This window comes from Bacillus sp. ISL-77 (assembly GCF_018613105.1).
In genome coordinates this window covers 1-13,549 of record NZ_JAGGQY010000088.1, presented here as the reverse complement: position 1 = coordinate 13,549, position 13,549 = coordinate 1, and the positions used below count along the sequence as shown (strand labels likewise).

Genomic DNA, 13,549 nt, shown 5'->3' with positions numbered 1-13,549 from the left:
CCATCGGTTTAATGTTTGAAATGTCTAACTCCTGTAAACACCATTGCAATTCCATATTCATCTGCTTTTTTAATTGAATCCTCATCACGGATGGATCCGCCTGGCTGAATAATTGCCGTAATTCCAGCTTTCGCCGCTGCTTCAACGGTATCGTCCATTGGGAAAAAGGCATCTGATGCAAGAGCCGCTCCCTCAGCCTTTGTACCAGCTTGCTTCAACGCAATTTCAGCTGCACCTACTCGGTTCATCTGTCCAGCACCAATACCAATTGTCATATCCTCATTAGTAACCACAATCGCATTTGATTTCACATGCTTGACAACTTTCCAGCCCAGCTTTAATGCTTCCCATTCTGCATCTGTCGGTTGTCTTTTCGTGGCAACCGTGACGTTCGCATCTTCTAATGTATAACGGTCTTGCTCTTGAACTAACAATCCGCCTTCAATCGTTGTCATTTTTAACTCTGGTTTTTTAACATCATTAAATGGAATGGTTAACAGGCGAAGATTCTTTTTCCCAGTTAAAATCGCTAATGCTTCCTCTGAGAAGGAAGGCGCAATGATGATCTCTAAGAAAATTTCATGAAGTTTGCTTGCTGTTTGGGCATCTACTTCACGGTTAAAAGCAATAATTCCTCCAAAAATTGACACAGGATCCGCTGCAAATGCTTTTGTAAAGGCATCATACCCTGTTTCACCTGTTCCAACACCGCATGGGTTCATATGCTTTACGGCGACAGCCGCTGGTCCTGCAAACTCTTTAACAATCTGCAGGGCTGCATCCGCATCGTTGATATTGTTATAAGATAGCTCTTTTCCATGAAGCTGGACGGCATTCGCAATCGAGAATGTCGAACCAAGTGGCTTTTTATAAAAAGCTGCTTGTTGGTGTGGATTTTCCCCATAACGAAGAGACTGTTTTAATTCATATGTTACTGTTAATGTCTCTGGGTTTTTTTCTTCAGCCAAATGGGTCATATACTCCGCAATTAAGGCATCATAGGCTGCAGTGTGGCGGAACACCTTTGCTGCAAGCTTTCTTCTTGTTTCAAACTTCGTTTCACCATCTGCTTTTAATTCAGCAATTACGGTCTCATAGTCAGTTGGATCGACCACAACAGTGACATATTGATGGTTTTTGGCAGAAGCACGAAGCATCGTTGGACCGCCGATATCAATATTTTCAATCGCATCAGCAACTGTAACATCTGGTTTTTCGATTGTTTGCTGGAAAGGATAAAGATTGACGCAAACCAGTTGAATTGCTTGTATTCCATGCTCGTCTAGCTGTTGTTGATGCTTTACATCATCCTGTTTTGCAAGCAAGCCGCCATGGATCAATGGATTTAATGTTTTCACACGACCTTCTAAAATTTCCGGAAAATTAGTTACATCACTAACACTAAGAACAGGTATACCCTGCTCTTGAAGAGCCTTTTTCGTGCCTCCTGTGGAAATAAGTTCATATCCTAGGCTGACTAAATCCCTTGCAAATTCAGTTATTCCATTTTTGTCAGAAACACTAATTAGCGCGCGCTTTTGTGTCATTGATTACATCTCCTTGTGTCAATAGCATTTGCAGTACGGATGGATAAAGTTTATGTTCGCTTTTCTGGATTTTCTGCTGTAGGCTATCTCTTGTCTCATTTTCGTCGAGTCGAACCCGCTCCTGAATAATGATTGGACCCGTATCCATTCCCTCATCAACAAAATGGATGGTGACACCGCTCCACTTCGCTTGAGCAGCCAACGCCTGCCCAATCGCATCTTTGCCAGGAAAAGCTGGAAGGAGTGACGGGTGGATATTGACGATTCTTCCTTTATACTCAGCTAACAATTTCGAACCAATCAAGCGCATGTATCCGGCAAGGACAATAAATTCTACACCAGAGGTCTTTAATTGAGCTAAAATTTCTTCCTCATAATGTTCCTTACTAGTATAGTCCTTTGCGGTAAAAACAAAACTCGGGATTTTTGCTGCTCTTGCTCTTTCAATCGCAAAAGCACCCGGTTTGTCGCAAACTAAAAGAGAAATATTTGCATCAAGATGGCCTGCTTGAACTACATCAATAATGGCCTGGAAATTGCTTCCGCTCCCTGATGCAAACACAGCTATCTTTTTCATAGGCGGCCACCTTGAGCCTTGATGTTAATTCCTTCATTCCCAGTTACCACACCAATTTCATAAGCGGTCTCTCCAGATTGGTTAAAATGTTCTAACAGGTCAGCTGCATTTTCCGGATCCACAGCAATCACCATGCCGATACCCATGTTAAAAATATTATACATCTCTTGGTAATCAATTTGTCCATGAGAAGATAGTAGTTTAAAAACAGGTGGGATATCCCAGCTTTTTTCATACAACTCAGCACCAAGACCCGCTGGCAGCATGCGCGGAATATTTTCAATAAATCCGCCGCCTGTTATATGAGCCATACCTTTTAATTGGAACTTTTTCAACGCGGACAAAATCGGTTTCACATAAATTTTTGTAGGCTTGAGTAACTCTTCTCCTAATGTACACCCGAGTTCATCAACAAAATCAAGTAACGACCAGTCATTAAATACTTTTCTTACAAGTGAATAACCATTACTGTGAATACCGCTCGATGCTAAGCCAATCAGCACATCACCCGCTTGAATCGTTTCGCCCGTGATGAGCTGCGATTTTTCACAGGCACCAACCGTAAATCCGGCTAAATCATACTCCGTTTCACTATACAATCCAGGCATTTCAGCTGTTTCACCGCCAACCAGCGCACAGCCAGCCTGCTCACAACCATCGGCAATTCCTTTGACAATTGCCTCAATTTTTTCAGGCTCCGCTTTTCCACAAGCAATGTAATCTAAAAAGAACAAGGGCTCTGCACCCTGTACAACAATATCATTAACACACATCGCGACTGCATCGATTCCAATCGTATCATGCTTATCCATCCAAAAAGCAATCATCAGTTTCGTGCCCACCCCATCGGTGCCTGACACCAAAACTGGTTCTTTTAATTGTAGTGCAGATAAATCAAACATACCGCCAAATCCGCCCAAACTGCCAAGGACGCCAGCCCGGGCTGTTTTTTGAACATGCTTTTTCATTCTCTCTACTGCTTCATAGCCTGCTTCAATATTGACTCCTGCTTGCTTATACGCATTTGCCACGCTGCTCGCCCCTTTCTACTTTTGGTAATAATATTGGAGTGTGTCAGGGTAAATTTCGGTTGGGTAATTTCCGGTAAAACAGCCAAGGCAATAACCGCTGGTGCCGTCCCCATCTTTTCTACCAATCGCTTCGATCATTCCCTCCACGCTAATAAACGTTAGCGTGTCCGCACCAATCAGTTCTCTCATTTCTTCAATCGATTTATCAGAGGCAATCAATTCTTCCTTCGTAGACGTATCAATTCCATAGAAGCACGGATTTTTAATCGGAGGAGAAGTAATGACAACGTGAACCTCTGTTGCTCCTGCATCTTTTAGCATCGTGACAATCCGCCTGCTTGTTGTTCCTCGAACAATCGAATCGTCCACCATCACGACTCTCTTTCCTTCTACTACGCCACGTACAGGGGAAAGCTTCATTTTTACCCCTTGCTCTCGTAACGATTGAGAAGGCTGGATGAACGTCCTTCCGACATAGCGGTTTTTGACTAATCCCATTTCATAGGGAATTCCCGTTGCTTCCGCATAACCAATCGCAGCTGAAATACTAGAATCCGGTACACCTGTGACGACATCCGCCTCAAACGGGGCTTCAACTGCCATTCTTTTCCCGAGGTTTTTACGGGCGGTATGAACGTTGATTCCTTGAATGTTACTGTCCGGTCTTGAAAAATAAATATATTCCATCGTACAAATAGCTTTCGTTGTACTTACAGCGAATTGTTCAGAAGTTATCCCCTTATCATTGATAATTAATAGTTCCCCGGGGCGAATATCGCGAATATATTCCGCACCTACTACATCAAAAGCACAGGTTTCTGATGCAACAATATAGGCATCACCAAGGCATCCGAGCGAAAGAGGTCTTAAGCCGTGCGGATCAAGTGCCACCATTAATTCGTTTTCTGTCATAATAAGGTAGGCATACGCCCCTTTTAACATCGAGAGTGCGTTTTTGGCACGGTCCCTTGAATCAGTGTAGCCGCTTCTCTTCATTAAGTGAGCTAATACCTCGGTATCAGAGCTGGTTTGAAAAATACTCCCTTGAGCCTCAAGCTGATGTTTTAATGAGTTCACATTAACTAGGTTGCCATTATGTGCAAGGGCAAGACTTCCCATTTGTGAATGAAACAAGAGCGGCTGAACATTTTCGTACCCGCCGCCGCCTGCTGTTGCATACCGAACGTGTCCAATCGCTGCAGTACCTGTCAATTCCTTCATGGCACTAGCCGTAAAGATTTCGGACACGAGCCCTTCACCCTTTACGCCTTTTAACTTACTTCCATCAGATACAACAATGCCTGTTCCTTCCTGGCCGCGATGCTGAAGGCTGTGAAGTCCGTAATAGGTAAGCTGTGCTGCGTCTACATGTCCCCAAACCCCAAAAATTCCACACTCTTCATTTAATCCCTTGATTTCAGGTAACATGGGATCGCCCCTTTCCAGGCATCTTTTAATTCTTCAATTGAAGCTTCAAGTACGGTTGACTCACCCATTGTGATTTGCAATTTAGCTGTATCATTCACTAAACCGATTTGTACTGCGTCTACTAAGCTTTCAAATTCAAGCTTATCTTCTTCTTTTACCGACAAAAGGAAACGAGACTGTGTTTCACTGAATAAGGCAGAAACTAGGTTTCCCGCTATTTCTACTTCCGCTCCAAGCTTTTCATTCGCAAAAAGACATTCAGCTAACCCAACGGCTAAACCGCCTTCTGATAGGTCATGAGCTGATTGAACCAATCCTGCACGAATCGCAGCTAGGACCTGATTCTGTCTTTCTTTTTCAATCGTTACATTTAATTCAGGGGCTTTACCGAAAACCTTTCCGTTCAGAAGCTTTTGCAGTTCACTGCCGCCGAATTCATCCTTTGTCTCCCCGACTAAATAAATAAGGTTGCCGCTATTTTTAAAGTGCTGTGTCGTAATATGATCAATATCGGTTACTAAACCAACCATCCCGACGACTGGTGTTGGATAGACCGCTGTTCCACTTGTTTCGTTATATAAAGAGACGTTTCCACCAATTACCGGAGTCTCAAGAACACGGCAGGCTTCGCTCATGCCATCAGCAGCTTTTTCAATCTGCCAGAACACTTCTGGTTTTTCCGGGTTTCCGAAATTTAGGTTGTCTGTAATCGCTAATGGTTCCGCACCAGAACAAACAATATTGCGGGCTGCTTCTGCCACGGCGATCTTCCCACCCATTTCTGGATCTAAATAGACATAGCGGGAATTACAATCCGTTGTCATCGCTAATGCTTTCCTTGTTCCACGAATTCTAACAACGGCAGCATCTGATCCTGGGGAAACGACTGTATTTGTACGCACCATGTAATCGTACTGCTCATACACCCATTCCTTACTTGCAACGGTTGGCTGACGTAAAATTTGTAAAAGCGTTTCTTTCACATCATCTACCTGTGGAATTTCGTTCTCCATTGTTTGGAATTCCTTAAAATAGCTTGGTTCTTTTGACGGTTTTTGGTAAACCGGTGCATCTTCCGCTAACGCATCAGCCGGAACGTCCGCAACGATTTCCCCGTTATGAATGAGACGAAGCTGTTTATCGCTAGTTACTGTCCCGATACCAACTGCTTCAAGTCCGTATTTTTCAAAAAGCTCGACAATTTCTTGTTCTCTACCTTTTTTCACGACGATGAGCATCCGTTCTTGGGATTCAGACAGCATCATTTCGTAAGCAGACATCCCTGTTTCCCGCTGTGGAACCAAGTCTAAATTCATTTCAATTCCCATTCCTGCTTTACTGGCCATTTCCGCAGATGAGCTGACAAGTCCCGCTGCACCCATGTCCTGAATGCCGACAAGTGCATCAAAATGAATTAATTCTAAGCAGGCTTCAAGCAGTAATTTTTCCATAAATGGGTCGCCTACTTGAACTGCAGGACGATCCTCATTGGATTGTTCCGTTAATTCCTCGGAAGCAAAGGTCGCACCATGAATACCGTCTCGGCCAGTTTTAGCCCCAACATACATAACAGTATTGCCTTCACCATGTGCTTGCCCTTTTTTGATGTCCTTATGGTCAATTAGTCCAACACACATGGCATTGACTAGCGGATTTCCTTCATAGCAAGGGTCGAATTGGATTTCGCCGCCAACTGTTGGAATTCCAATACAGTTGCCATAGCCGGCAATCCCTGCAACGACCTCTTTAAATAAATAGCGTACCCGGGCGGAGTCCAGTTCACCAAAGCGAAGCGAGTTTAACATAGCGATTGGTCTTGCTCCCATCGAGAAAACATCGCGGATAATACCGCCTACGCCGGTTGCTGCTCCTTGATATGGTTCAATAGCTGATGGGTGATTATGACTTTCTATTTTAAAAACAACAGCCTGTTCATCGCCGATATCTACGATACCCGCACCTTCACCAGGTCCTTGTAAAACTCGTTCCCCTGTAATCGGGAACTTTCTAAGAATCGGCTTTGAATTTTTGTAGCTGCAATGTTCCGACCACATGACGGAAAATAAACCTGTTTCGGTATAATTCGGTGTACGTCCAAGAATGTTTTCAACCATTGCAAATTCTTCGTCGGACAAACCCATTTGCTGATATATTTTTTCTGCTTTGATCTGGTTAGGATTTGGTTCAAGCGTTGACAACATGTGCTTCCCTCCAAGTTTTCACAATCGATTGGAACATTTTCAGTCCATCGGCGCCGCCTAATAGTTCATCTACTGCTCTTTCCGGGTGAGGCATCATCCCAAGAACGTTTCCTTTTTCATTGGTAATTCCAGCGATATCAGCAAGACTACCGTTCGGATTTTGATTATAGGTAAAAACAATTTGATTATTTTCTTTCAACTTCGCAAGTGTTTCCTCGTCACAATAGTAATTTCCTTCACCGTGCGCAACAGGGACAACAATAGATTCCCCTTTGCTGTATTCAGACGTAAACATCGTCTGATTGTTTTCGACTTTTAACTCAACAGGCTTACAAATAAATGAGAGGCTTTCGTTTCGTCTCATAGCCCCTGGAAGTAACCCTGCTTCGAGCAGAATTTGAAATCCGTTACATACTCCAAGAACCGGCTTTCCTGCTTCTGCCGCTTTGATGACTTCTTTCATAACATTACTAAATCTAGCAATAGCTCCAGTGCGCAAATAGTCACCATAAGAAAAGCCGCCTGGAAGCAAAATTCCATCAAATTCTTCTAAGCTTTCAGAATCATGCCAAACATATTCAACTTGCTCTCCAAGTTCATCTTGAATGGCATGGAACATATCAACGTCACAATTTGATCCAGGGAAGACGATTACCGCAAATTTCACAGAGTAACACACTCCTCTACTTCGTAACGGTAATCTTCAATGACCGGATTAGCTAAAAGGTTGGTACAGATTTCATTGATCACTTCATTAATATCCCGATCTGATTTTTCAATCGTTAACTCCATATATTTACCGATTCGGACATCGGCTACTTCCTTATAGTTTAGAGAATTTAACGAGTTGGTTACTGCTTTCCCCTGTGGGTCTAATACACTTTCTCTTAATGTGACAAATACCTTTACTTTATACATGCTGACGTCCTCCCAATCTCGCTAAAATATTTTCGTAAGCATCTGTTAAACTTCCTAAATCACGGCGGAATACATCCTTATCGAGCTTTTCATTGGTTTCTTTATCCCATAGCCTGCAGGTGTCGGGGGAAATTTCATCGGCAAGTAATATTTGACCGTCCTTGTCTTTTCCAAACTCTAGTTTAAAATCGATGAGACGTATGCCAAGTTCATTGAAGAAGCTTGATAAAACTGTATTAATTTGAAGTGCTTTTTCTCGTAAAATTGCTGCATCCTCTTCAGTTGCAACTTGCAGTTCAAGGATGTGATCTAATGTTACAAGCGGATCTCCAAGTTCATCGTTTTTCAGGTAAAACTCAACAATCGGCGTCGATAACTCGCGGCCCTCTTCAATTCCCAATCTATTTGCAAGGCTTCCTGCCGCAATATTTCGAACAACTACTTCAAGCGGAATGATGGTTACTTTTTTCACCAATTGTTCTATTTCAGATATACGCTCGATAAAGTGGGATTCAATTCCCTGTTCTTTAAGTTTTAAAAATAACAAACTAGTAATCTCGTTATTTAAACGGCCTTTTCCTGTGATGTCAGCCTTCTTTTGTCCGTTATAGGCAGTTGCTGAATCCTTATACTCAACCAAAACAATCTGTTCGTCGTCTGTTGCATAAATTCGTTTCGCTTTTCCTTCGTATAAAGGTTTTTTCATTGTAGAAACGCCTCCTATATTGCAATATTGGGAATCTTCTTACTAGGCGAGGGGCATGAGTGCCCCAGCTCTCGCCTTTTTTTATGTTTTAGTCACATGTCCCTTTACTCATTCAACCCTAAGCGGTCAAAAATTGTATCTACATGTTGAAGATGATAGCTATAATCAAAACAATCGGCAATTTCAGCACTGGATAGCAGCGAAGTAATTTTATCCTCTGCTTCAATTAAGCTGCGGAAAGGAACTTGTTTCTCCCATGCTTCCATCGCCTTTGGCTGTACTGTGTCATAAGCTTCTTCGCGTGATAGCCCCTTATCAATCAGTGCAAGCAACACACGTTGGGAATAAATCAACCCGAGGGTACGATCCATGTTGCGCTTCATATTCTCCGGATAAACGGTTAGGTTCTTCACAATGTTACCAAAGCGGTTCAACATATAATTCAAAGCAATCGTGGCATCCGGTAAAATGATCCGTTCCGCAGATGAGTGAGAGATATCACGTTCATGCCAAAGCGGTACATTTTCGAAAGCCGTCATCATATAGCCGCGAATCACTCGGGCTAAACCAGTCATATTTTCCGAACCAATTGGATTTCGCTTATGCGGCATTGCCGAAGATCCCTTTTGTCCCTTTGCAAAAAACTCTTCCACTTCACGAGTTTCACTCTTTTGCAGTCCGCGAACCTCAACAGCGAATTTCTCAATAGAAGTTGCAATCAAAGCAAGCGTCGACATGTAGTGGGCATGGCGGTCGCGCTGCAAGGTTTGCGTCGAAATCGGCGCCCGTTGCAACCCTAATTTTTCACAAACATACTGTTCTACAAACGGATTAATATTCGCGTATGTCCCTACCGCACCTGAAATCTTTCCGAACTCAATACCCTCGGCCGCTTGTCTAAAGCGCTCCAAGTTCCGTTTCATTTCTTCATACCAAAGGGCAAGCTTTAAACCAAATGTGGTCGGCTCCGCATGAACTCCGTGCGTCCGTCCCATCATTACCGTTAATTTATGTTCCTTGGCTTTATTTTTTAATATCTCAACAAAGTTTTCTAAGTCTTTTTGTAAAATCGCATTGGCCTGCTTTAATAAATAAGAAAGGGCCGTATCAACCACATCTGTTGACGTTAGGCCGTAATGGACCCATTTCCGCTCTTCCCCTAATGTTTCAGAGACAGCTCGGGTAAAGGCAACCACATCGTGCCGTGTTTCCTCTTCAATCTCTTTAATGCGGTCAATATTAAAAGAGGCATTTTCACGAAGTTTCTTAACATCTTCCTTTGGAATATCCCCAAGTTCCGCCCATGCTTCACATGCAAGGATTTCCACCTCAAGCCAAGCATTAAAGCGGTTTTCCTCCGTCCAAATAGCTCCCATTTCCGGTCTAGTATAACGATCAATCATGTTTTATCCCCCGATCTTTTCTTTTGTTTTTTTCCAGATGCTACTTTCATTAATTTCCGCAAGAGCCGCTTCGACACTCTCTCGCAAAATCGTCACATGGCCCATTTTCCGTTTGATTTTTGGTTCTTTTTTTCCATATAAATGAATCTTCCAGTCATTCAAAGTCGGAATTTCCTCATATAGGTTTTCAAGATGCTCTCCTAATAGGTTAACCATAACTGCCGGTTTTAATAGCCCCGTATTCCCTAGCGGCCAATTACAGATCGCACGGATATGCTGCTCGAACTGTGACGTTTCACAAGCTTCAATTGAGAAATGACCAGAGTTATGCGGCCGTGGCGCCAATTCATTAATATAAATGGTTCCATCACTAGTCAAAAACATTTCGACAGCAAGCGTCCCGACTAATTGTAACGAATCGGCCAGCTTCTTTGCCAGTTGAATAGCTTCTCTTTGTAAAACTTGTGAAATTCGTGCAGGAACAATCGTCGTATCTAAAATATTTTCTTCATGAATGTTTTCAGCGACTGGAAAAAATGTTGTTTCACCATCAGGCTTTCGTGTCACAATCACAGATATCTCTTTTTCAAAGGGAATCCATTTTTCTACTACACAGGCACCATGTTTTAGAAGGGGTTCCCCTTTCGATAAATCCTGAGGTTCCCTAATCACCAGCTGGCCTTTTCCGTCATAACCGCCTCTTGCCGTTTTCAGGACAGCCGGGTAACCGATGGTGTTAATTTTTAAAAATAAATCCTCCATGCTGTTAACTACTTCATATGGTGCAACATCTACCCCAGCTTGTTGGATAGCTGCTTTCTCCTTAATCCTGTCCTGCGTGACCGTTAACAGCCGCGGCCCTTGCGGCACATAAGCTTGATCACATAACCAGTCTAATGTATCTGCATCAATGTTTTCAAATTCATATGTGATGACATCACTAACTTCTGCTAATTTACCGATGGCTTTGCGATCATCATAAGCCCCAATGACTTCAATATCTGCGACTTGTCCGCACGGAGAATCTTCCGTCGGTTCTAATACCGCAATTCGAAAGCCTTGAGCCTTTGCCGCTAGAGCCATCATACGACCAAGTTGGCCGCCGCCGATAATTCCTATCGTTGCTCCTGGTAAAATCGTTTTGTTAGACAAGTTGATCACTACTTTCCAGTACCTCTTGTTTAGTTGCTTCTCTTCTTGCTTCTAATTTTCCAGCTAATTCAGCGTCACCCGTTGCTAAAATTTGTGCAGCTAGTAAACCTGCATTCACTGCACCCGCTTTACCAATCGCGACTGTTGCTACAGGTACACCACCCGGCATTTGGACGATAGACAACAATGAATCCAATCCCTTTAATGCCTGTGTTTGTACGGGAACACCGATGACCGGCAAGATGGTTTGTGAAGCTACCATTCCGGGAAGGTGGGCCGCACCGCCGGCTCCGGCAATAATCACCTTTAAACCTCTATCTCTGGCTTCCTTCGCATATGTAAACATCAAATCAGGTGTCCGATGGGCTGATACCACTTTTTTTTCATAAGCAATTTCTAACTGGTCGAGAACCTCACAAGTATATTTCATTGATTCCCAATCCGATTTACTCCCCATGATAACTCCAACAAGAATGGACATCGCTAATCCTCCTTTTTTACCTAAATAAAAAGCCCGTAACAAATAGCTTCTCATGAAAGAGAAAGCCATTTGTTCGGGCATAACAATAGAAAGGGGCCAGCCCTTAATCTACCGAACATATCGACTTTCCCTCATAGTCCAATAATTTACGGTTATTGGGTAGAAACTTATGGGCCATATCCCCATGGATATACGAGGGTAAAGATAAATTGTTTGTTGTTTAAATCACTTCTATATCTTACAATCATCTCATTTAGGTGTCAACCAATTAATCGAACAATATTTTTAAATAACAGTATATTGTTCGTGTTTTACTCTATTAATGTACCTTCAAAGATAATTTGGCGTGCTACGGGCTCATAAATTGTTTCACTGCCTTTTTTTATTTCTTGAAAAATCGGCTTTTCCGTGCGGCGTACAGGCGTATATCCCAACGTTTTCATTCTATTCAAGCATTCCTCAATACTTTCATTTTCATGTACCTCAAATTGCATTTTCTTTTTACCCATTGACACTAATTACCTCTCTTTCCACCTTTAATTTCTCTCTCTAAGTAAGACATTTTCAGCCTGTCTTAATAACATAGTGTCTTCGGCCAATTTTATTTCGTAATCAAACAGGGTTTGAGCAATAATCCTTCTTGCTCCTTTTGCTGCATCCCAGTAATAGGCATCATCCACAAGACCCGTTACCGTGTATTCTATCCCTCGATAACCCGAATTGATCGTAGTCATCCCATATACTTCAAACGGTTCAATTGCACAATTGGAGTGGTCTAACTTTAAACATGGTTTGTGAACCTCATTAATTTTTTCACAGGCAATCTCAAGAATCTCAAACACCCTTTCAGGATTTTCCCGATAGCTTACCACTACTCTTTCAATCACACGCATTTGATCGATATTAAAATTGTGAATCTGTTTTACTTCTCCATTGCTTATCGTTAAAACCTTTCCATTCCATTCTCGAATCTTTAAGAACCTTAATCCTATATCCACAACCGTTCCATTAAAGGTATTATTGATTGTGATAAAATCGCCTTTATGCAGCTGCTTTTCATAAATTAAGAAAATACCTGAGAGAATATCTTTGATTAAGCTTTGCGCCCCAAATCCAACGATTACCCCGACAACCCCTGCCCCGGCAAGAATTCTTCCAAAATTACTTACATATTGAGATATCGCAAAAAAGATGAAACTAATCGTAACTGTGTATTTTGTTAAAGAGCGGATCATGCTTTCAATCGTTTGCTCTTTTCGTTCCTCAATGAAATGAGTTTTTAGAAAGAAATTATGAACCGTTTTATTTATGATAAAAACAATGACCCTTGCAATAACAGCAGCTATTAGAATACTTATCAGTTTATAGTGATGCAGCAATTCCATCCAATCCATCATATCACCCACTTGTCTTCCAATCATACTTAGTGTTTACAATGTTTGATGTTACAAACAATTAATGGAAAAATAATTTTACGATAGACTTTTTTCCTGCTCACTTGTGAGATTTTGTCCTTTGAAACCCTCAGAGTGACCGTTCAGTGTATTTTTCTTCGAGCATGGGCACTGTGATCTCCTCAGAGTGACCGTTCGGTCCTTTTTTCTTCGTGCATGGGCACTGTGAGCCTTAAGATCGGACACTTATCCTTACTCCCTGGTTTACATCACCATAAATTAATAATCACAATTATTTTCTCCACATAACAAAAAAACAACCATTACTGGTTGTCTTAGATTTGCCTGGCAACGTCCTACTCTCACAGGGACGCGTGTCCCAACTACCATCGGCGCTGAGAAGCTTAACTTCCGTGTTCGGTATGGGAACGGGTGTGACCTTCTCGCCATTGCTGCCAGACTATTTTATTGAGGTATCATTCCCTCAAAACTAGATAATGCAGAAGAAGTTTGTAAAAACGAGTATGCCTTAAAAATTGGTTAAGTCCTCGAACGATTAGTATCAGTCAGCTCCACATGTTACCACGCTTCCACCTCTGACCTATCAACCTGATCATCTTTCAGGGTTCTTACTAGCTTGCGCTATGGGAAATCTCATCTTGAGGGGGGCTTCATGCTTAGATGCTTTCAGCACTTATCCCGTCCGCACAT

Annotated in this window: 13 protein-coding genes, 2 rRNA genes and 1 riboswitch; all 15 genes read right to left on the bottom strand. The window is 42.3% G+C overall.

All coding sequences use genetic code 11. From position 1 onward, the window contains the following. Nucleotides 1-8: 8 nt before the first annotated feature. On the bottom strand, nt 9-1,547 hold the full coding sequence (purH, locus tag J7E77_RS28025; protein ID WP_214718619.1) for a bifunctional phosphoribosylaminoimidazolecarboxamide formyltransferase/IMP cyclohydrolase: 1,539 nt from the start codon (nt 1,545-1,547) through the stop codon (nt 9-11). Then, the gene (purN, locus tag J7E77_RS28020; RefSeq protein ID WP_214718618.1) at nt 1,522-2,124 is read right to left on the bottom strand and encodes a phosphoribosylglycinamide formyltransferase; all 603 of its coding nucleotides are present in this window, start codon (nt 2,122-2,124) and stop codon (nt 1,522-1,524) included. The genes purH and purN overlap by 26 nt, the downstream gene beginning before the upstream one ends. Then, entirely contained in the window at nt 2,121-3,155 is a 1,035-nt protein-coding gene (gene purM / locus J7E77_RS28015) for a phosphoribosylformylglycinamidine cyclo-ligase (protein ID WP_214718617.1), read from the bottom strand. Before purM ends, purN begins: the two co-directional genes overlap by 4 nt. Nucleotides 3,156-3,170: 15 nt before the next feature. Then, a complete protein-coding gene (gene purF, locus J7E77_RS28010) occupies nt 3,171-4,583 on the bottom strand; it encodes an amidophosphoribosyltransferase (protein ID WP_214718614.1) in 1,413 nt (470 codons plus the stop codon). Continuing rightward, a complete protein-coding gene (gene purL, locus J7E77_RS28005) occupies nt 4,559-6,784 on the bottom strand; it encodes a phosphoribosylformylglycinamidine synthase subunit PurL (protein ID WP_214718613.1) in 2,226 nt (741 codons plus the stop codon). The genes purF and purL overlap by 25 nt, the downstream gene beginning before the upstream one ends. Next, nucleotides 6,768-7,451: a phosphoribosylformylglycinamidine synthase subunit PurQ gene (gene purQ / locus J7E77_RS28000; protein ID WP_214718611.1), complete on the bottom strand. Its 684-nt coding sequence runs from the start codon at nt 7,449-7,451 to the stop codon at nt 6,768-6,770. Before purQ ends, purL begins: the two co-directional genes overlap by 17 nt. Beyond that, nucleotides 7,448-7,702, bottom strand: coding sequence for a phosphoribosylformylglycinamidine synthase subunit PurS (gene purS, locus J7E77_RS27995; protein ID WP_214718608.1), 255 nt, complete (start codon nt 7,700-7,702; stop codon nt 7,448-7,450). Before purS ends, purQ begins: the two co-directional genes overlap by 4 nt. After that, nucleotides 7,695-8,408 carry a phosphoribosylaminoimidazolesuccinocarboxamide synthase gene (gene purC, locus J7E77_RS27990; RefSeq protein ID WP_098934681.1) on the bottom strand — a complete coding sequence of 238 codons (714 nt, stop codon included), beginning with the start codon at nt 8,406-8,408 and terminating at the stop codon, nt 7,695-7,697. The genes purS and purC overlap by 8 nt, the downstream gene beginning before the upstream one ends. A gap of 104 nt (nt 8,409-8,512) precedes the next feature. After that, nucleotides 8,513-9,811 (bottom strand): adenylosuccinate lyase, encoded by a 1,299-nt coding sequence (gene purB / locus J7E77_RS27985; RefSeq protein ID WP_214718606.1) that lies wholly within the window; start codon nt 9,809-9,811, stop codon nt 8,513-8,515. Nucleotides 9,812-9,814: 3 nt separating this feature from the next. Continuing rightward, nucleotides 9,815-10,963 carry a 5-(carboxyamino)imidazole ribonucleotide synthase gene (purK, locus tag J7E77_RS27980; RefSeq protein WP_214718667.1) on the bottom strand — a complete coding sequence of 383 codons (1,149 nt, stop codon included), beginning with the start codon at nt 10,961-10,963 and terminating at the stop codon, nt 9,815-9,817. Further along, complete coding sequence (purE, locus tag J7E77_RS27975; protein ID WP_088085138.1) at nt 10,956-11,444, bottom strand: 5-(carboxyamino)imidazole ribonucleotide mutase; 489 nt, start codon at nt 11,442-11,444, stop codon at nt 10,956-10,958. The genes purK and purE overlap by 8 nt, the downstream gene beginning before the upstream one ends. A gap of 114 nt (nt 11,445-11,558) precedes the next feature. After that, nucleotides 11,559-11,660: riboswitch (purine riboswitch) on the bottom strand. Nucleotides 11,661-11,755: 95 nt separating this feature from the next. Continuing rightward, the gene (locus J7E77_RS27970; RefSeq protein ID WP_214718666.1) at nt 11,756-11,953 is read right to left on the bottom strand and encodes an NETI motif-containing protein; all 198 of its coding nucleotides are present in this window, start codon (nt 11,951-11,953) and stop codon (nt 11,756-11,758) included. Nucleotides 11,954-11,980: 27 nt separating this feature from the next. Continuing rightward, nucleotides 11,981-12,841: a mechanosensitive ion channel family protein gene (locus tag J7E77_RS27965; RefSeq protein WP_214718604.1), complete on the bottom strand. Its 861-nt coding sequence runs from the start codon at nt 12,839-12,841 to the stop codon at nt 11,981-11,983. Nucleotides 12,842-13,181: 340 nt separating this feature from the next. Then, nucleotides 13,182-13,298 (bottom strand): 5S ribosomal RNA (gene rrf, locus J7E77_RS27960). Nucleotides 13,299-13,374: 76 nt separating this feature from the next. Then, a 23S ribosomal RNA gene (locus tag J7E77_RS27955) occupies nt 13,375-13,549 on the bottom strand; the annotation flags it as partial.